13 protein-coding genes and 2 pseudogenes are annotated in these 20,124 nt (G+C 69.1%); 5 read left to right on the top strand and 10 right to left on the bottom strand.

Features of this window, described 5'->3' with window-relative positions:
* The 6 genes and pseudogenes from IE124_RS12660 to IE124_RS12635 form a co-directional block, all read right to left on the bottom strand.
* Window positions 1-319: pseudogene (locus IE124_RS12660) on the bottom strand (DM13 domain-containing protein); the annotation flags it as partial.
* A 111-nt stretch (window positions 320-430) separates the two neighbouring features.
* A complete protein-coding gene (locus tag IE124_RS34830) occupies window positions 431-580 on the bottom strand; it encodes a hypothetical protein (RefSeq protein WP_229832404.1) in 150 nt (49 codons plus the stop codon).
* A 273-nt stretch (window positions 581-853) separates the two neighbouring features.
* Complete coding sequence (locus IE124_RS12650) at window positions 854-1,057, bottom strand: EF-hand domain-containing protein (RefSeq protein ID WP_189507794.1); 204 nt, start codon at window positions 1,055-1,057, stop codon at window positions 854-856.
* Between the two features lie 103 nt (window positions 1,058-1,160).
* Window positions 1,161-1,820 carry an amidohydrolase family protein gene (locus IE124_RS12645; protein ID WP_229832403.1) on the bottom strand — a complete coding sequence of 220 codons (660 nt, stop codon included), beginning with the start codon at window positions 1,818-1,820 and terminating at the stop codon, window positions 1,161-1,163.
* Between the two features lie 202 nt (window positions 1,821-2,022).
* Window positions 2,023-2,325 (bottom strand): hypothetical protein, encoded by a 303-nt coding sequence (locus tag IE124_RS12640; protein ID WP_189507792.1) that lies wholly within the window; start codon window positions 2,323-2,325, stop codon window positions 2,023-2,025.
* A gap of 665 nt (window positions 2,326-2,990) precedes the next feature.
* Window positions 2,991-3,956 carry a HEAT repeat domain-containing protein gene (locus IE124_RS12635; protein WP_189507791.1) on the bottom strand — a complete coding sequence of 322 codons (966 nt, stop codon included), beginning with the start codon at window positions 3,954-3,956 and terminating at the stop codon, window positions 2,991-2,993.
* 130 nt (window positions 3,957-4,086) lie between these two features.
* On the opposite strand from IE124_RS12635, the gene IE124_RS12630 reads away from it, so the two are divergent.
* Window positions 4,087-4,323: a hypothetical protein gene (locus IE124_RS12630; RefSeq protein ID WP_189507790.1), complete on the top strand. Its 237-nt coding sequence runs from the start codon at window positions 4,087-4,089 to the stop codon at window positions 4,321-4,323.
* Here IE124_RS12630 and IE124_RS12625 read toward each other — a convergent pair.
* A complete protein-coding gene (locus IE124_RS12625; protein WP_189507789.1) occupies window positions 4,301-4,504 on the bottom strand; it encodes a hypothetical protein in 204 nt (67 codons plus the stop codon). The two genes, IE124_RS12630 and IE124_RS12625, sit on opposite strands and share 23 nt — an antisense overlap.
* 68 nt (window positions 4,505-4,572) lie before the next feature.
* On the opposite strand from IE124_RS12625, the gene IE124_RS12620 reads away from it, so the two are divergent.
* Window positions 4,573-5,076 (top strand): GNAT family N-acetyltransferase, encoded by a 504-nt coding sequence (locus IE124_RS12620; protein ID WP_189507788.1) that lies wholly within the window; start codon window positions 4,573-4,575, stop codon window positions 5,074-5,076.
* Window positions 5,077-5,654: 578 nt separating this feature from the next.
* Here IE124_RS12620 and IE124_RS34825 read toward each other — a convergent pair.
* Window positions 5,655-6,569, bottom strand: coding sequence for a hypothetical protein (locus tag IE124_RS34825; protein WP_229832402.1), 915 nt, complete (start codon window positions 6,567-6,569; stop codon window positions 5,655-5,657).
* Between the two features lie 566 nt (window positions 6,570-7,135).
* On the opposite strand from IE124_RS34825, the gene IE124_RS12605 reads away from it, so the two are divergent.
* The 3 genes and pseudogenes from IE124_RS12605 to IE124_RS34820 form a co-directional block, all read left to right on the top strand.
* On the top strand, window positions 7,136-9,385 hold the full coding sequence (locus IE124_RS12605; RefSeq protein WP_189507787.1) for an FG-GAP repeat domain-containing protein: 2,250 nt from the start codon (window positions 7,136-7,138) through the stop codon (window positions 9,383-9,385).
* Window positions 9,386-9,431: 46 nt separating this feature from the next.
* The gene (locus tag IE124_RS12600; protein ID WP_189507786.1) at window positions 9,432-11,639 is read left to right on the top strand and encodes an FG-GAP repeat domain-containing protein; all 2,208 of its coding nucleotides are present in this window, start codon (window positions 9,432-9,434) and stop codon (window positions 11,637-11,639) included.
* A 119-nt stretch (window positions 11,640-11,758) separates the two neighbouring features.
* Window positions 11,759-12,229, top strand: a pseudogene (locus IE124_RS34820) (transposase); the annotation flags it as partial.
* A gap of 9 nt (window positions 12,230-12,238) precedes the next feature.
* Here the strand turns inward: IE124_RS34820 and IE124_RS12590 are convergent.
* Both IE124_RS12590 and IE124_RS12585 read right to left on the bottom strand, forming a co-directional pair.
* Window positions 12,239-12,682 carry a DUF4240 domain-containing protein gene (locus tag IE124_RS12590; protein ID WP_189507785.1) on the bottom strand — a complete coding sequence of 148 codons (444 nt, stop codon included), beginning with the start codon at window positions 12,680-12,682 and terminating at the stop codon, window positions 12,239-12,241.
* Between the two features lie 84 nt (window positions 12,683-12,766).
* Window positions 12,767-20,029, bottom strand: coding sequence for a DNRLRE domain-containing protein (locus IE124_RS12585; protein WP_189507784.1), 7,263 nt, complete (start codon window positions 20,027-20,029; stop codon window positions 12,767-12,769).
* Window positions 20,030-20,124 lie beyond the last annotated feature (95 nt).

Genomic DNA, 20,124 nt, shown 5'->3' with positions numbered 1-20,124 from the left:
CGGGGCCGTTGCTCGTGTCGAGACCCTCGAGACGCAGGGTGTGGCTGCCGTCCGCGAGCCGGAGGACCTTCGCGGTGCCGGTGGTCTCGTGTTCATGGCTGACGAACGTGCCCTGCGCGAGAGTGACGGGACCGGCGGGGGCGGTGGCCTTCGACGTGGACGAAGCCGTGCCCGTCGCGGTCGTGGCCGGGGACGTGATGGCGGGTGCGCTCGCGGAGGGCAGCGATTCGTTGACCGTCTCGTCCACCCACAGAGCCCATGGCTTGAACCACACCAGCCCTGCCGCCGCGATCATCACGGCGGCAACGCCGAGGCCCATCCACAGATTCCTCTTGGCGCTGCGTTCCACAGGCACAATCCCCATTCTTCATGCGTCGGCGCTCTCGCCGACATCCAACGCGTCCTCAGGATCGTTCGGAAGGGCCGAGGGTCATGAAGAGCTCTTCGTCACGAGCGAGGCCGGCGCGCGCGGCCGTCCCGGAGCACGCGAAGTGCTCCGGCCCATCCACTCCGCGACGTCGGTGATCGGGATGCTGTTCCCGAGGGCGTCCGAGGCGAAGTAGAGGCGGAAGCCGTACATTCCCACCCTCCTCAGGCTGCAGATCCACGAAGAGTTTCCTCACCCGCGCCGATCCATGCCTTCGGTGAAGTCCGGGGGCTCTGTCGGTTCCGTTTGATCTCCGCCCGGGCCGTCACGGCTGCGGTGGAGGAGCGCTGGGAGACTTCGGGCGCCGGGCCGATGCGCCGGGACCCCGGCGAACCCGGCCTGCGGGCCCGCGGCTACGCCGCCGGCCCGCGCCCGGGGCGCGAGCGCATGGAGCAGGACCAGACGCTCGCGCTGTCAGGCCTGACGCTACTTCAGCAGGGTGCGGAACTCGTCGAAGTCGAGGACCCCGTCGTGGTTCGCGTCGGCCGCCATAGCCTTCTTCACCTCTTCCGAAAGGTGCCCGTGGGCGCCCTCGGCCTTGAAACCCTCCGCCAGCTCGACGATATTGATCCGCCCGTCGCCATCCTTGTCGATCTCGTCGAACAGCGCCCTGAGCTCGGCCTCGTTCACGACATACCTCTCTCACGTTCTCGGGCCCCGAAGGCCCACATGCCCACCACCCTGCCACACCAACGAGAGCACGCTGACGACCCAGCCTTCGTACGGAACCGCCTCACCGACCAACACCCCGGGCCACCACGCTCCGAAGCCAGGCCGGGTCGTCGAGATGACCGAACAAGCGAACACGGGGGAGATCGTCGTGGACCGGCACAACGCCGCCCGGGCGCCGCCCGGCAAAGATCGGGTCCAGTGCCCTGAACTTCCTTTCAGGAGCGTCCCGAAGGGGTAGGTTCTCAGCCCCGCGGCCGCCCGCTGCGAGGGGCAGCCCGGCCGCGTACGCGGCGAAGACACCGGGGGCGTTGCGGGTCGTGCGGGTGCGCCAGGTGCCGCCGTCCGGTTGGGGTGCGGCGTCGATGGAGGCGATCTGCTGCATCGCTCCGGTCGCCGGGGTGAAGCAGAAGTCGCTGCCGTACAGCAGCCGCTCCGTACCGAAGGCGCTGGCGACGGCGGGGACCTGGTAGGGGAAGGGGGTGCCTGCCGTGTCGAACCACAGGCGGCTGATCTGCTCCGGGACGGGGCCGGCGGGGTCCGTGCCGGGTGAGGTGTTGGTGCTGGAGGCGAACACGCTGCGGAACAGTTCCATGCGTTCGGCCATCAGCGGCAGAGTGCCGCCGCCGTGGGTGAAGATCCATGGGATGTTCGGGTACTGCTCGAAGTGACCGTTGAACACCAGATCGCTGGCGGTACGGGTGGAGTCGAAGACGAACCCCACTGCCAGGACCGCCCTCAACCACCGCAATGAGAGCTCAAATCAACTCACCCACAACTCTTGACTATTGCTCCTGCACTTTCCGCCTGCTCACGAACACCGCTCTGTCCGGGTGAGCGGACATGTGATCGTTCAGAATCCGGGGGCGGGGTGAGACTGGCGGTGCGGGAGGGGACCACGTTGCTCATGGCATCGGCCGAACCGTTCACGGGCGGGCTGCACCAGTGGCGGAATCTTGGGAGATGGGAAGGTCTGGACCTCCTGCGGTGCTGGCCGAAGCGGGATCCACCAACACGTCGATCACGTCGATCACGTCGATGAGTCTGCGCAGCTTGTGCTGTGCGCGCGGGGCGTCGGCGCGCGGTACGCGTACGACGGCCGTAGCTGAGGCCGGTGATGAGGCGGTGTACGCGAGGTCGAGCACGTGGTGGTTGCTGAGGGTCGCGGCAAGACGTGCGAGCGTTCCGGGGCCGGGCCGGAGGGTGACGTTGAGACGGGCGTGTTCCATGTGTGGTGGTCCTGTCTATGGGGCCGTGGTGGGCCCGGAAAACGAAAAGACCCCTCGCGAGGCGCGAGAGGTCTGCGTGCGGGCGGTGAACCAGGGAGGGTTACTCCTGCGGGCTCGGTGCCGGCACGCTGCCGTTGATAATCAGCGGCTGCTGCATGCGGGCCATGCTGGCAGAACCCGGCTGCCGCCCGGAAGGGCATCTCATACTGCGGACTACGGGACGGGGCACGCACCCCGGTGTGCTGGGCCACGTCTCCGGGCCTATGGGCGTCGAGGATCAGCGGGCTGCTGCGGGCAGGCAGAGGCGGCCGTCGTAAACTTCGGAGATCTGGTCGACGGCGGTGACTGACGGTTGGCGGGACCATCCCCGCGGGTGCGGGGAGCAGACTTCGTGAGCTGCCGTTTTACCTCAGCCCCGTTCCCGTCTGAGGACGCTCGAAGACTCCAGCTGCACGGAGCTGCGTGCCCAGCTTCTGGACGAGGCTACCCGGGCGCCGAACACGACCCCCAACGGCTGGCCGGCGGCGTTCCTGTTCGCCCTGGCAGACAGCCCTTGGTATCTCAACGCGGGATGCGGGATATCTGGCTCAGTCTCCCCCGAGGGAACCCTCGCCTCCGGTCTCCGTGCCCAGAGCCGGCCCCAGCCGGTCCGGCGCTGGCCCTGCTCACTCCTCCGTGAGCAGAGCCACGGTCGTGCGTACGGTGGCGTCGGGGTCGTCCGCGAGCAGTGCGAGCACGGCCTCCGCCGCAGGTGTCCTGCATTCGACGAGTCCTTCCACGGCGGCGTCGCGGACGGCGGGAGAGGGGTCGCGGCCGAGGGCCGTGAGGAGGGCGGCGGCGGCTTCGGTACGCCGATAGGCGACGGCCTCTGCAACGGTCTGCCGTACGTCGGTCACGGTGTCGCCCGCCAGCTCCCGCAGCAGCTCGTCCGCCCCCGGCGTCGACCAGTGGGCCACCGCCCGCGCGAGCCCCTGCCGGACGCGGGCGTCCGGGTGGCCCGCGAGTGGCGCGAGCCGTTCCACCGGGCCGCGCCGGCGGAGCCCGTACCACTGGAGCGTGTCGCGCAACGCGGTCGTGTCCGCCCGCGCCTCGGCCCGCTCCAGCCGTGCGAGGAGTACGCGCGAGGCGGGCGCGGGCCCGTCCAACGGGTGCGGCCGCCGCTCCCGCAGCCGCCGGGACCCGTACGCGCCGGGCTGCACGCACCCCGCGCAGACACACGGCGTGACCCCATGCGCCCCGGGGAAGTACCGCCACCCGGCGAACTGCCGCACCGCCCGCACCTGCCGCACCTCGTCCCGCGTGATCGCCCGAGGCAGGAACACCTCCCACCCGAGTGCCCCGTCCCCCAACTCCCTTATGTGCCGCACCGATTCGGCCGCCGTGACCTCGTCGAAGCTCCTCCCGTACCGCCCCACGGCCACAGGCTCCCCGTCCGGCAGCCGCACCTGCACGGCAACGATCCCCCGCGACCCCGGCCGCCGGGCCAGCTCCCGCAGCCACTGGTGCGTCAGCGCGTACGAGGCCAGAACAGGGAACAGGTGGACCCCCCGCCGCTCCCCCCGCGCCTTGATCCCGCTCCGCCGGATGCCCGCCGCACAGGCGGCGGGTGTCAGGTGCACGAAAGTCGCCATGGGGAGATGCTAACGAGCTCGTGCACGGCGAGCGGTAAGGGTGCGGCGTCGGCAGCAGCGGGCGCCAGCGGAACGTACGGAAGGGATCGCCGCGGCGGTAGAGGGGCATCCGGCGGCAGTGCGGCCAGTGATGTCCGGCCACGCCCAGCAGCACTCGGAAGCCGTACAGCAGAGGATCCTGGCGGCGGTCGCAGCGTTGGACCCGTTGCCGGAGGTGGAGTGGTACGCGCTACGGGAAGGAACGCGGGCCGCGCTCGCACAGTGGCTGCACGTGCGCGAGCAGGTGGTGGAGGCGCTGCAGTTGGAGGGCGGCCGGTCGGCGCTGTGGGTGACGCTGCGCGCATTCAAGTCGGCCCGCCGGGGGTGACGTTCCGGCCGGAGGGGGTGCAGGTGGCGTACACGAAAGGCCTGACCACCTCGGTCCAGGTCGCCGTTCGGGGAGCCTGCTCGTTCACGCGGCCTTCCCACGCCCCGACACAGTGGGCGAGGTCCTCTGCGAGGTAGACGTGGAAGCGGCGTGGCGGGTCGATGACCGTGGCCATGTACACCCGTGTGTCTCCTGCATCGTGGAGTCCTGAATTCAGGAGAGCGGACGTGCGCTGCTACGGTCGGCGCCATGAGCTGGCTTCCCGATGACTTCGTCCACCCCGTCCTGGTACCGCTGCCCGGCGGTGGTCATCACCTGCGGCCGATCCGGGAGGCGGACACCCCGCTCGACTATCCGGCGGTGATGGGGTCGCGCGAGCGGCTGTGGACCATCTTCGGTCCGGCCTGGGGCTGGCCCGCGGCCACCATGACCTACGAAGCCGACCAGGCCGACCTGCTGCGCCACGAGAAAGAGATCGCCGCACACCAGTCCTTCAACTACGCACTGTTCGACACGGCAGAGACAGCTCTGCTCGGCTGCGTCTACATCGATCCACCGGAAAAGGCCGGCGCGGACGGCGAAATCTCCTGGTGGGTGGTCGACGACCTGGTGGACAGTGAGGTCGAACAGGCCCTCGACACGCTTGTACCGCAGTGGATCGCCGCCGACTGGCCGTTCCAGCAGCCGCGCTTGATCGGCCGCGATATCTCCTGGCCGGACTGGCTCACCCTGCCGGAGCACCCCGGCACGTAACCAGCAGCACGGCGGGGCCGGTGCGGCGTGGGGCTACCGGCCTTCGGGTCCGGTATGCACGGCATCGCCGGGGCGCTCACCGAAGCCGACCTCAAGTGCTGGGCCGACAAGACGTACCGGAGCTCCGGTGGCTCCATCCGGGCACCGCCCCGACCCGCCGGCACCACACCAACGTCCTGCACCAGGCGCTGCAACTGCGGTGTCCGTCGCTGGTAGCGCGTGGTCAGCCCCGGTATCTGTTCGGCGAAGGTCACCTTCGGGCATGCTGCGTTTTCGCAGTACAGACGGCGCACGGACACGTCGATGAGCACAGGCCGACCGACGAGAGTGCCGTCGGCAAGGCGCCGTATGTAGCGGCTGTGGCACCACTCACCGAGCCGACCGCAGCCCGTGCAACCTGCAGAAACACCCGACCTCGTACGGGCATGAACCGCCGCACCAGCCTCAGAGACATCAACCGAGACGACCAGCACGATCATCGAGACCGGTACCGACGCCTATCGCCTCGCGAACACCCGGGCACGGACCGGAGCACCTGCCAAGGCTGGCTGACCACTGAAGCTCTTGAGGGTCCTCCGCTAGAAGGGCGGAGGACCATCCTGCCGGCAGGGGACGTCCTGCGTGAGCATTTGGTGGATGCAGCGGCGCAGCCCGCTGCCGTAGAAGTCAACCGGTTCGAGCCACGGTACCCGCTGGAACAGGTCGCTGCATTGGTCGGTGCTCGGGTCGGTCAGGAGGGCTCGGAGCTCGTCGGGGATGGGATCGCCGACCAGGCACAGCCAGGCGAGGCCGGCGCCGATGCGGATCTCGGGCGATCGGCCAGGATCCGACCACAGCTCCCGCGCCCACAACGGAGCATTCTCATCCTGGTGTTCGCGGGCGAGCTGGGCGATCGCCAGGATCAAGCCCACGCGGACCATCGGATCGTCTTCCACCGCCAGCCTGCGGTGCAGGGGTGAGGAGACGCGCTGAATCTCGCTGGTCGCCGCCGCCAGGACGAAAGCGGTCGCGGAGCGGACATCGGGATCGGGGTCGGACAGGAGAGGAAACAGCAGGCGCAGGTCGCCCGTGATGGCATCCCGGGCAGCCTGGATCGTCCAGTTCGTCGGACACATCGTGGTGCCCTCCGCCTCCAGCGGATCCTCGGTGACTTGGAGAAGACCCTCGCGTGTTCCGTCCCCGAAGTGCTGGCATCGCCCGATCTCGGCGACCAGGCGCAGGGTGTCCGCCCGTAGCCCGGGAAGCCCGATGACCGCGATCCGGAGCAGGAACGGTACTGCCAACGCTCCCACCGCGATCGTGCTGCCCTGATGGTGGAGGTTTTCCCACAGTTCGCCCAAGGCCCGGCCGGAGGCTCCGGAGGCGAGCGTCGCGAGGCGAGCGGGAACTTCCTCGCCCGGTCCGTAGAAGTGCGGGAACCGCTGCCAGGGGATCTCGTCGTACTTGAATCCGTCCTTGACTTCCTGAGATATCGCGCGCACGACCGTCCGCATGTCAGCATCCGTGCCTGCCCATGGCTCGGGCCACCTGGCCCAGCGCTCATCGTCCATGGTTCGGCCTTCCGGTTCACCGACGCCATCCGAACCTCAGGAGTCTCACGACCGATGATCAAGAGCGCGGTCCGCCGCTGCCACACTCCGGCGGCACTGCAACACGGTGACGTCATTTCTCGTGAGCGTCTACAGCATTGACGATCGCCAACTGCTGCCCAAACCACTGATCAAACGCTGCTACTTCACGTGAACCAAGCCATCCACGAGAACATCTCTTGCGATGGTCCTCTGACACGCCCGTTCTCCTCAGCGGGCCATGACCACGCGCACGTCGACGGTCGCCGCCACCGGCCGGCCGGCGCCCGGGCGGCAACGGCACCGGCGACTTCTCCACTCGCGGGCGAGGGGACGAAGTTCACGTCCGTGTCGTAACGGACGCGACGGGCCTGGCGGAACTGACGGACCGAACACGTTCCGGCCAGGCGTACAACCTTGCGACGCCCGCGGAGGTCATGTGGGTGCGGCGTACACCGCCGCACCCACAGCGCCCGAGGGGGAACTCCGCTTTGTCCCACGCACGTACGTCCCGCCGCCACCTCACCGCCGCCGTCGCCGTGGCACTCGCCGCCGCCTGCGCAGGCACGCTCACGACGGGCGGGACGGCCGCCGCGACCCCTGAGGCCACGGCGACGACCGCCGCTGCGAGCAGCACGGCACAGGAGGGCGTCGCCGCGCTCCTGCCGGACTTCCTGGTGATCGGCCACGGACCGACGGGGTTCCTGACCTCGCACAAGGACGGCACGACCGGCGCGACCGTCCAACGGTGGACTCGGTACGCGGACGGCGTCAGCACCGTCCTGCCCGCGGGCGCGTACCGGGGCGGCCTCGGCACGGACGTGATCGTGAAGACCGAGGGCAGCACGTACACGCTGTACGACATGGCCACGGGCGCCGCCCCCACGGTCATCGACACGAGCTCCCTGGGCGCGACCGCCACGCTCGCCTCGCTCCACGGCACGACCCTCGTCATGCGGGTCCCGCGCGCGGCGGGCGGTGTCGACTTCCATCTCGTCGGCAAGCCGGACGGCACCCTCGTGGACCGCCTTGTCGCCGGGATACCGGCGGCCGCCCAGAACGTCGATCACTTCGTGACCACTCCCGGCACCCTGGTGATCCGCTACTCGGTCCCCGGGCAGACGGCCTCGCGCGCCGCCGTCGTGGACGTCGCCACCGCCCGGGTCGTGGAGGACCGCGTCCTCACGGCCTCCGACGGCAGCACCACCGTGACCGCTTCCGCCACGCATCTGGCCTGGACCGAGCCGTACGCCCCCGGCAGCGACTCCAGGGCCCTCCGGGTGGCCGGGCGCGGCCAGGAGGAGTCCACCCGTGTCCCGATCGGCTCGGGCGTCCGGATGGTGCTCGGGTTCCTGGGCGACGACTGGGTGACGTACGCCGACAAGGACGGGATCGGGTCGTACAACCCCAACCCCCTGTACGCCCTGACGGCCCGCTCCCTGACCGACGGCCGGACGGTCAAGCTCCTCGACCTCACGCTGCGCATCCTGCCCGGCAGCGACGGCGAGCTGCTCGTCCACGGCGCCACCCTCGAACACGGCGAGGGCCTCTACCGGGTCACCACCGGCCCGGACGGGACCCCGGCCGCCACCCTCGTGGCGAGCACCGGCCGCCCCCTCGCGTACACGGTCACCGGCGTGAGCATCCCCGCGACCGCCGACCTGACCACGGCGGCCGGCGACCCGCTGCTGTCCTGGCAGGCCACCGGCATCAACCAGGGGAAAGTGACCATCGAGCTGACACACACGGCCACGGGCCTGCGCCGGACCATCATCACCATCACGACCCGCGGCGCGGCCCAGACCTGGGACGGTCTGCTCGACGACGGCACGGCCGCCCCTCTCGGCGACTACACCTGGCGGCTGACGTCGGAGCCGACCAACGGCATCGGCCCGAAGGCCGAGCGGACGGGCACGCTGAAGGTCGTCGGCAAGCCGGCGGCGCACGACTTCTCGAACAGCACCGCGCCCGATCTGCTCTTCCGCAGCGGCGGCCGGCTGTCCGTCTTCGACGCCCGGCAGTTCCTGAACAGCCACAGCAGGGACACCCTGTCGGAGGTCGTCGTCGGATCCGGATGGGACACGTACGACCGGATCGTCACCCCCGGAAACCTGAGCGGCACCGTGCACGCCGACCTGCTCGGCCGGGACAGGAGCGGCGTGCTGTGGTCGTACGCGGGCACCGGCAAGCCCACGGCCCCGTTCGCGACACGGGTGCGGGTCGGTGGCGGCTGGGGAATCTACAACCACCTCACCGCGGGCCTCGACGTCAGCGGCGACGGCCGCCGCGATCTCCTGGCCGCCGACAAGGCCGGCGTCCTGTGGCTCTACAAGGGCACGGGCTCCCCCACCTCGCCCTTCCGGCCGCGCGTGAAGGTCGGTGGCGGCTGGGGGATCTACAACAAGATCACCGCCACCGGGAACATCGGCGGCGGCCCGGCCGGAGACCTCATCGCCCGCGATGGTAACGGCGTCGACTGGCTCTACCTCGGCAAGGGAGACGGCACCTTCGCCACCCGGACCCGGATCAGCGGCAACTGGGGCTACTACACCGACCTGATCGCCGTCGGCGACGCCGACCGCGACGGCCGTGCCGACCTCGTCGTCCGCCACGTGACCGGCGGCGACACCGGCAGCCTCTCCTTCCACCCCGGCAGCGGCGACTGGCGGAACCCCTTCCCGAAGACGGAGCACATCGACCCGTCGCGGCGGTTCGTCAGCGACGGCTCCCTGCTGTTCTGACCCGTCCCCTCCCCCCGACCTGCGTAGCCGAAGGAAGAACAGAACCTTGAACCGCACGAGAAGCAACCGGTACCGCCTGGCCGTCGCCACGGCCGTGGCCTCCGGGCTCGCCATGACGGCCTGCGGGACGGCGGGGGCCTCCGCACCGACGACCGCGTTCGCGGCGACGGCGGCGGCGGAGCAGGACGTCGCCGTCCCGTTCCCGGTCGGCGCCTCGGTGGTCAGCGCCGGTCCGACCGGCTTCCTGAGCGCCCAGAGCGGCGAGCGACTCACCTGGCGGTGGACGCGGTACGCGGACGGCGCCGCGACGGTGCTTCCGCCGGGCTCGTACAGGGGCGCCAGACAGACGGACATCGTGGCGACGACCGACGGGAACGGCGTCTACCAACTGACCGACATGGGCGCGGGAGGCGACCCGCTGGAGGTCGACGTCCGCCCTCTGGGCGACGGACACACCCTCGCCGGGGTGGCAGGCACCACCCTCGTCATGAAGAAGGCCACCGCGACCGGGGGCACGGAACTCCACCTCATCGGCGAGGAGCAGGGCGCCCTGGTCGACGACACCGTGACGGGCCTGCCCACGGACGCCGTGATCACCGCCCTCGCCGTGGACTCGCCCGACACCGTCGTGGTCGCGTACTCGGTGACGGTGGACGGCGTGAAGCGGAGCCGCGTGGCCGTCGTGGACATCGCGAACCGCGCGGTCGTCGAGGAGTACGGGACACCCGCCGTCCCCCTGGAACGTGTCGCCCTGTCAGCCACCCACATCGCCTGGGTCGAGACGGTGGCCGGCTCCACGACGAAGGTGGCCGTGACCCCGAGGCGCACCACCAGGACCGTGCGCCACGACATGGGCACCGCCGACCCCTTCGCCATCCAGCTGGTCGGCGACTGGCTCACGTACAGGAAGCCGGGGTCCTACTCGGTCTCCCCTCCGAACACCCAGTACGCCCTGAAGGCCCGCTCACTGACGACCGGTGAGACGGTCAAGCTCCTGGAGCACGCGAGGACCGCCACTCCCGGTCCCGACGGGACCCAGATGGCGACGGGCGGGACCCTCGAACACGGCGAGGGCCTCTACCGGATCTCCCCCGGCGCCGGCGACGCCCGGCCCCTCGTCACCCTCGTGGCGAGCACCGGCCAACCCACCACGCTCGAGCTGGTGAGCCAGACCGTCCCCGCGACGCTCGACTTCGACCAGCCCGGCGGGCCCGCTCCCCTGGCCTGGGCCTTCAGCCGGATCGCGGTGAAGGCGCGCATCGAGCTCGTCCACACGGCGACCGGCAAGAAGGCGACGCCCCCCGTCTACCTCACCGACAACGTCCACCACACGATGCACTGGAACGGCCTCTTCACCGACTCCGTCACCGCGTACAACGGCGCCTACACCTGGAAGCTGACGGCGACACCCCGCAACGGCATCGGTCCCGACCTCGTCCTCACCGGCACCCTCAAGGTCGTCCGCAAGCCCGCACCGCACGACTTCAACGACAACGGCAGCCCCGATCTGCTCGTGCGGAACGGCCTCGGCGACCTGCTGGTGTACGACAGCCACGTGGACCCGCAGTGGGGACCGGAGTGGCAGAAGGAGAATCCCGTACGGATCGGCACCGGCTGGAACACGTACGACCGCCTCATCGCCCCCGGGAACGTCGCGGGCTCCGTGTACGCGGACATCGTCGCCCGGGACAGGACGGGTGTGCTGTGGCTCCACCAGGGCGCCGGGCGCGCCCTGGCGCCGCGTGTGCGGGTGGGGGGAGGCTGGGGCGGCTACGACAAGCTGACGGGCGGTTCGGACCTCGACGGCGACGGCCGCCCCGACCTCCTCGCCACCGACAAGGCCGGTGTCCTCTGGCTCTACAAGGGCACCGGATCCGCCACCGCTCCGTTTTCGAAGGCCGTGCGGATCGGCGGCGGCTGGGGCGTGTACAACGCGCTCGCCGCCACCGGAAACATCGGCGGCGGCCCGGCCGGCGACCTCGTCGCCCGCGACGCCTCCGGCGTGCTGTGGCTCTACCTCGGCAAGGGCGACGGCACGTTCGCGCCCCGCACCCGGATCGGCGGCGGCTGGGCCGGCTTCCCTCCCACAGCGATGGGCGACGTCGACCACGACGGGCGGCCGGACCTGGTGTCGTACACCGCAGGTGACATGGTGTACTTCGCCAAGGGAACCGGAAACTGGAAGACGCCCTTCGAGCGCGTCGACGCCATCTCCTACGTACCGATCAACAGCTACCCCGTGATCGCGTTCTAAGAGGGCATCTGATCTACGTCACGGGCGGTTTGATCCGTCCGCTGTGACCAAGCCGGACATGCGTCGTTGCACCTCGAGCGACTTCTCGACACCCGTATCGCAGCGAGGTCTCCGACGCCCGATGGGCTTTGATCGAGCCGGTGTTCACGGCTTGGCGTGCAGGGCGAACCAGTCCCGGAACGGCCGAGCGAGTTCATGATCTGAGAGAGATCGTGAACGCGATCCTGTACATCAGCCGCACCGGGATTCCGTGGGAGTACCTGCCGCACGACTTCCCGCCGTTCAAAGCCGTTTACGACTACTACGCCAAGTGGGAGGCGGACGGAACCACCGAGCAGGTCCACGATCTGCTGCGGGGCCCTGCACGCCGCCGGCGCCCTTGCAGTGGATTCGCGACGTGTCGGCCAGGAGCAAGAAGCCAGGCGACATCGCCAGCGTGCGGGAGAAACCGCAGCCAGCCACCGCGTGACGGCTGCGGGCGCAGCGTCGTTGGACGGTGCGCCCCTGAGTCGGGCCCCGGGGACGTCATGGCTGATCCCCCGGGCCCGTGGCGGGTCGGGGTCAGTTCTTTCGGGCCGCCGCGGCGGTGAGCCAGTGAATCAGGACCAGGCCGAGGAATTTGATCCGGTCTCGTAGTCGGTCTCTGTATCGTGCTCCCACGTCTCGTCCGTCAGCTCTTCATACGCTTCCTCGGGGACGTACAGCAGATCCTGCGCGTGCCAGTTCCATTCACGCGCAAATTGCATCGGATCCTGGTTTACCTGCTCATACACCAAGGAACCGGCAGCTACCACCGCACAGCGCGCGTAGAGGAAATCCTCGCCCGTGTTTCCTCCGCCGGACGCGTCCCCGAGGAAGGTGTACTCCTTCTCGAAGAGCTCTCGCCTGTCGAGGGCGTACAGAGCCTCCGCAAGGCGCTCGGAGAAGTCAATGATCTCGCTGACCGGCCGCTTGGAGAGGTCCTGCCCGACGGCTTCGATCACATCATGGACCGTGTCGCCCTGCGCGTTGTCGATGATGCTCCAGAAGGTCTTCGTATCCAAAGGAGTCTCCTGTCAGAGATGGGGGAGCCCGGCCGTGCGGTTTGCACGGCCGGGCATTCATTCAGATTCCGAGATCCCTCGGAGTCACCAGTTCACCGGATTACCCGGAGAGCGCCGACCGAATCGGCGAATATGCTTGAGAATTCGAGCCGTCTCGAAATCCCTGGCCTCTCCCACCGTCCGGTATCGCCTGATGACGTGAGAGGAATATCGCTGATATCCGGCGGCGCGGTTGAGCTTTCTCACCTGGCTTTCCGCCCGTCGGGATTTACCGTCCCGGCGGATACCATGGCGGACCCTACCCGTTCCCGTTCCGTACTTATACACACCACCCGTACGCTTGTCAATGATCTTGTACACGTGACTTCCGCACCTGCACCGCCTGTCGTTTCCGTGGAATCCACAAGCGCTGTTGTGGGTCAGGATTTCTCGACTGGCCGAGTCAAGGACGGTGAAAGTGTGAACATTGCCCACGTTCAGGTTGAACACCAGGCGGTCCGGCAGTTCACCACGGTTGACCACTGATGTGACAGGCTGTGGTGAGCCGTCGGTGGCGATGAGGTGGCTTCCGCGGCGGACGTCACGGGCCTTCGTCCAACCACTGCCGACCACCCACAACGGATGATCCGCCGTCGCCTGCAAGGGCGGGGTCGAGGGGTCGGCATCCGTGGCGATCTCGACCATGTTCTTGGACCCGTATCCAGAGAACACATCGACCACGGGCTCCGCGGTGGTGACTCCGGTCTCGGGGTCGGTCGCCGCGACGTAGTCGCCGACCTGGACCTCGCTGATGGGCAGGTAACTGCCGTTCGCCATCAGGACCAGGGTCTCCGGTGCGAAGGAGTTGCATCGGGAGCGTCTGGAGACCCTCTTCGCCCGGGAGTAGTAGCGCTTGACCCGGCTTGCCTTGCGGAGTCCGCGGGCCGCCTTGAAGCCCTTGACGGCGAGGCGTCCGGCGGAACCGAAGGCGATGCCGACGCTCATCTCGGCGGCCTTGCGCCAGTTGCCGGTGGCGGCGTAGGAGATGGCTCCGACGGCGGAGGCGATGTTGCCGATGGGGCCGGGGATGTAGGAGGCCACCTCCGCGACGCGAGCGACCCTTCTGAGCGCCTTCTTCCAGCTGAAGCCCCAGTTCCCGTCGAGGTCAGTGCAATTGACCGGATCGCCGCTGCAGTAGTCGTAGGGGTTGGCATTGCCTCCGGGCTGCGGGTCGACCTGCAGGAACCGACCGAGCTCAGGGCTGTACAGGCGCGCGCCCATGAGGATGACGTCGTCGAGGGCCTCGGAGGAGCGCTGCTTGGCACCCAGCCAGCCGTAACGCTGGGTGACCTGGCCCTCTGCCGGGACGCCGAACTCGTCGAAGGTGAAGACCTGCGGTGTGGTCGTCGCGGTGTCGAGAGTGACGGCGACGTCGCCGTGGAGGTTGGCGAGTTGCAGCTCGATGTCGCCGGATGCGGATGTGGTGGCGGTGAGATCACCGTCCGGTCCGGAGACGTTGCGGGTGAGGGTGCCCTGGGTGGTGTCCTCGGTGATCCAGCGGGGCTCGTCGGAGTCGTCTCCGTAGTGGTTGAGCTTGCTGGTCGAGTTGGCCCAGGTACCGTCCGGCTGCTTCACCTCGGTGGTGAACGCAGTGAAGCGGTGGGCGGGGTCGAGGCTCCAGGACTGACGCTTGTCGCCCACGGTCTGCGAGGCGACGAGGTCGTTGTCCCAGTAGGTGTTGACCGAACCGGTGCCGGTGGCGGTGGTGCGACCGAAGGCGTCGTAGGTGTAGCCGGCGGTCAGCAGCCGGTCGGCGCTGTCGTACGAGCTGGTGGTGACCGTACCGCCGGTGCTGGTGCAGGAGCCGTCCTCGGCGGCGGCGAAGACCGTCCTGGAGGTGCGGTTCATGCGGCCGGCGATGCTGCGTCCGGCCTCGTCGAAGCCGTAGGCGCGGGTCGTGCAGCCGGCGGTGGTGGTGTGGGCGGCCTTGGTCAAGCGGCCGAGCCGGTCGTACGTGTACTCCTTGCTGTCCGTGGAGTTGGTGTCGGCGGCGACGGCGCCCTGGGTCGTCATGTCCACGTGCTGGCCGTAGACGACCGCGCCGTCGGAGACACGGGTGTACGTACGGCCGGTGGCCGCACCACTCGCGTTGAAGCTGTCCTTGCGGACGTAGCCACCGGGGTAGGTCTGCTCGACGAGCTGCCCGTCGGGGCCGTACTTCGCGGTGAAGGTGCCCGCGATGCTGTCGGTCACCGAGGTGACCATGCCGCGCGGTTCCTGGCCGCGGTCGTAGGTGTAGGTGCTGGAACCGGTGTTGTCGCTGACCTTGACCGGCTTGCCGAAGCGGTCGAACTCGGTCGTCGTCGTACCACCGTCCGCGTCCGTGTACGACAGCAGACGGTCCAGGGCGTCGAAGACCCTGGTGATGGTTTTGCCGCCCGCCATCGTCTTCACCGCGTTGCCGGCCACCGGGTCGTACTCGGTGGTGACCTCGGGAAGGTCCTGGCCCAGGTCGCCAGTGACGCGCGTGGAGACGATCCGGTCGGCCGCGTCGTAGACGGTGCTCGACGTGCGGGTCTTGCCCGCGTTGGTCTCGGTGACTTCCTCGATGTCGCCGAAGCGGGAGTAGCGGATGATCCGCTTCACCGGAAGGGTGTCCGGCATGCGCGTGGTGTCGGCGGAGGTGACCTGACCGCCGGGGAGCGTGACACACGGGTTACCGGCCCATTCGGGGCGGTTTCCGCAGGCGGCGTCGTCCGGGTTGGTTCCGGCGGTGTAGAACACGGTCTTCACCGTGCCGGTGTCCGTGCCGTTCGAGCTCGGCCTGCGCGACTCGATCGCGCGGCCGGCCGCGTCGTACTTGATGAGGGCAGTGAGGTTCGCCCCGCCGGCCACGGCGTCCGTGGTCACCGAGGTCTCGGTGCGCAGAGTCCAGCCGGAGGTGCCACCGATCGGGGTGTCGTAACCGGTCTTGGTGACCCGGACCTCGACGTCGTTGGCGTAGCCCTCTATGCGAGCGCCGTCGAGGGTCGTGGTCTCAAGGTGGTACGCCGCGCCGTCGGGCTTGCCCTCGTCGTACTTGTGGACGGTGTGCTCGCGCACGACCACCGAAGTTCCGGCGGCCAGCGCGGGCATCGGCGGATCGGCCTGCGCCGGCACCGCCTCGTCGAGCAGGGCGCGGAAGACCGGCCCTGTTTCCTCGACCAGGTCCTGCCCGTCTCGGGTGTAGACGCTGCGGGAGTCCAGCAGCGCCGCACGGGCTGCGGAGTCGTCGGGCAGTTCGAGCTCAACAGCCTTCTCGTCGACCGACCCACCAAGGCTGAGCGCGAGGAGCCGGTTGGTCGCCTCCAGGGCTCGGACGGCGTTGCCGAAGCGGTCGTACTCGACGGTGTCGATGTCACCGGAACCGGTCGGTGACCACGTGGCGGTGTTCACCTCCAGCGCCGAGGCATTGAGGTAGTGAACCGTCGCCTGCTGGTAGCCGTCCGGACCGGGGACAGTGGCCGTAGCCGTGTTCGTGGCCGGGGTGGACTCTACGTCGAAGACGGCGGTCGCGTCCGTCGGCACGTCCGACTGACCCCACTTGGCCGTACTCGCGCCATCAAGGTCATACGGGCCACCGGTCGCCCGTGTGAGTGGGACCTCGTAGACCACCTTGGAGGTGGTCTCGCCCTCTACGACATCCTTGCTGCCCGGCTTCAGGGCGGGTCGGCGGACCTGGAGCAGACGTCCCGGGTCCTGGTCCGCTCCGGCCGGGCCGAAGTCGAAGTACCAAGGCAGCTCGCCTGCGGTGTCGATCTTGGTGAGGCGGTTTCCGCTGTCGTACGTGTAGACGGTCTTGAAGACCGCGGTGTCCTCGGCTGCCCCCTTGCGAGGGTCCCACGCCTCGGCCAGCCGACCGAGGGAGTCGTAGCGGTACGAGGCCACGTCGACGGCCGTTTCGGCACCGGCGTCCGGGTCCCAGGACCAGATCCGCACGGCCTTGACCCGGTCGGTGAAGTCACCGGGCGTGGTGGCCGTCGCGGTGGTCGCTGTCGCGTAGACGTATTCCAGGACCTCGCAGCCGCGCGCCGGGACGGCGCCCGTGCACTGCCCGGCGTCGTCGACGCCCGGCTCGGCCTCGCCGATCACCCGCTTGACGAGCGTACGGCCGTCGGCGGTGTCGTAGACGTACCGACTCGTGGACGCCTCGTCCGTACCGGAGACGGAGTCCACGACGTAGACGTCCGAGCCGGTCTGCTTCTTGAAACGGGTGATCGTGTCGTCGTCGCCGGTCAGGACATAGTCGCTGCCGGAGGCCGTGAGGATCACGCCCTCGGAGCCGGGCTCGGGGCTGAAGGATCCGTCCGAGCTCTTCGCGAAGGTGATGGTGGAGTCGTCGAAGCTGGTGATGACCGCGACATCCCTGCCAGGGAAGGTCAGCGAGTGCAGTTCGTTGTCCGTCACCCCGCCCGCGGCGCCGCTGGCCCACTCAGGACCGAACGGTGCGACCAGCTCGCGCAGGGAAAGGTGGTCGAAGTACACGGACTTACCCGAGTTCGCGGGGAAGCCGTTGTACAGCCGCAGGAAGGCCGTGGTCGCGTCCGCAGGCACGGTGAAGTCGAGCGAGAGCTCCGCCCACGCGTCGGTGTAGGGCACCTTGCGCGAGACCGGCTCGATCATGCCGCCCGGTGTGGAGAAGCCGGCGTACAGCTTCAGGCCACGGGCGTGCTGCGGGGAGAGGCCGGTGGCGGCCGGCACGTAGGCCCAGGCGGAGAACCGGTACGTCTTCCCCGGCTTCATACCCAGGCGCAGTGCTGTCTGATCGCCGCCCACCATGGCGAATGCGTCGCCGCTCGCATGGGTCGTGGGCACGACCTTCAGCGAGTCGGTGGATCCGTCCTGGCCGAGAGCGGTGTCCCGGGTGAGCGTCGCCGTTGTGGCCGTGAAACCGGTCGTGTCGGTGGACACGTCCTGTTGGTTGGCCGTCAGGCGCTGGCCCTGCGGAATCCAGCCTCGGTCCGTCCCTCGCGAGGAGACGGTGCGCGACGACGACAGACCGAGTTCATCCGCGTCGGTGACTCCGATGGAGTAGTCGCCTGTGAGCAGATTGACCGACCCCGGACCGACCTCGTCAGAGGCGGCGCCGTCGGCATTGGGGTCGACGGTGAAACCGCGCCACTCGCTGATGTACGCGGTGTCGGCGTCGTTGTCCGTGTAGAGGACCGCGCGGACCTGGACGACACCGCCGATCTGGCCGAGGGTCTCCAGGACCGACCAGTTCGCGTACGAGCCGATCTGGGACAGCGGCGTCTTCGGGGCGGTGATCGGGCTGTTGTCCTGCTTGGCCAGGTTGGCCAGCGGGACGTCGTACACCGTCGCGCCGGGGCCTCGACGCCACTGGTAGGTGACCCGGGTGTACTTGGGCTGCGCGTCGACCGCGATCTGCACGCGCCGCGCGCTGACCGCACCTTCCGCCGGCTGGAGCATCGCGCCCTGCCCGACGAGGAAGTCGTAGGTCACCGCCGACGAGACGTTGCCCGCCTTGTCCTTCGTCTGGACCTTCAGCGTGCGGTGACCGTCGGCGGCCGGAGTGATCGACACCGTGGCCGGACCCGTCGCCGTCACGGTCACGGCGGCGGCGCCGTCCAGCGAGTAGACGTAGCCGGCGAGGTCCGTCGTACCGGAGGCCGGGGTGAAGGTGAACGCCCCCGGCGTCCCGCCACCGCCGTGCCAGGCACCGTCCTGCGGATAGGCCGCGGAGGCAACGAAGGGCGCACCCGGCTTGGTGGTATCGACCGTGAAGGTCTGCCAGGCCGACCAGGTGCCGTTCCAGTCCTGGCCGTCGTAGACCGCCGCACGCCACTTGTACGCGCCGGGGGCGAGCGCCGTGCCCGGGGTCCAGGTCGCGGTCGCGCCGGAGGCCACGTACACCGAGGTGCCGGACTGCAGGGCCGCGGTCCCGGCCGAGGCCCAGACCTCGAACGACAGCCGGACGGTGTTGCCGTCGGCATCGACCGCCTTGCCGGAAAGGGTCGGCGTCGTGTCGTTCGTCGCCGCACCGGTCAGCGGGGACAGTGGAGTGGCCGCGCCCGGCTTGGTGTTGTAGGTGACCGACAGGTAAGGCGTGCCGGAGGCAGCGTTACCGGAGTTGAACCGCTTCCAGGCGTACTCGTCGGTCTCGTCCGTCGCCCGGATGCCGAGGGTGTTGGTGCCGTTGCCGTTGGCCGCCCAGGCGGCGACCAGACTGGTGATGCTCGTGTTCACCCAGCCGTCGGCACACGTGGACGAGTAGCCCTTGGTGGCCGTGCTGGTGGCCCACTTGTTGTTCCAGTTCGGCTGGGCGGTCCAACGCGAGCCTGTGGAGGCGGAGCTGGTGTCCCAGACCTCCCAGCTACGCGCGCTGCACGACCAGGAGTGGAAGTTGTACAGGTTCAGGGACGCCGACTTGATCACCTTGCCGGTGATCTTCGACATCGGGAAGGCGAGGAACGACCGGGCCACCTGGCCCGAGCCGTTGTTGCCCAGCTTCAGCTCGGTCGCGGCCGACTGGTCGGTCGCGTAGCCCTGCTGTACGAAGGTGTCGAAGCTCGCCCCGATGTTCACGGCCGGGTCGACCGTCACCGGGAACTTCGTCGCCGGGTCGGCAAGGAAGGCGGCGTCCGGGGTCAGCGTGAGGTCGACCGTGTCACCGTTCTGGGTGACCTTCAGACCGACATCGGCCTTGCGCTCGTGCTCACCCGAATTCGGGTCGACCGTCGCGTCCCACATCACCGGCGCAGGCAGCACACCCACGTTCTTACCGGTGTCGGGGTCGGTGAACGACACGGAACGGTCCGCGTTCGCCTTGACAGTGAGCCCCTTGGCCTGAAGTGTCATCGTCACCGAGCCGTTGGCGTCGACGGCGGTGCGGTCCTTCAGCTCCAGGAACTGCTCGAAGCCCGTACGGGTCGACTCGATCACCATGTCGGTGGCGGTCGTCACACCCGGGTAGCGTGCTTCGGTCCCGTGGACGGTCGGGTCGGGCAAGGCACCGCGCCACGAGAGGGACATCTCGTGGCCCTCACCGCTGTCGAGCGAGAGCAGCGGCATGGCAGGCGTCGTCTTCTCGCCGGGCTCACCACCCGATGCCTCGATCCGCGCGACATCCGCGGCCGACGACTCTCCGGCCAGCGTCAGGTCGAGCGGGTGGGCAGCCGCATGGACTCCACCGCCCGGTGCCTCGACGAAACTGGGGTCGACGTCGCGCCAGGTGCCGTTGTCGTCCTTGAACCGGACCGGCCCCGTGTACGACTCCAACGACATCGAACCGTCGGGATTCGCCCAGCTCGTCGTCGCCTCGGTCCGCTCACCGGTGACCTCGATCCGCCGGTTCTGCAACCGGGCCATGACCACGGCCGACGCGGCGTCCTCCGCCTCGGCCGGTCCCTGAACCTGAGGCTCTGCGACAGGAGCTCTGGGAGGCTCCGCTGACGCGATCCCCT

The sequence above is a fragment of the Streptomyces narbonensis genome, assembly GCF_014649015.1.
In the GTDB taxonomy this organism is placed as follows: Bacteria; Actinomycetota; Actinomycetes; order Streptomycetales; family Streptomycetaceae; genus Streptomyces; species Streptomyces narbonensis.
This window is presented reverse-complemented; position numbering and strand designations above follow the sequence as displayed.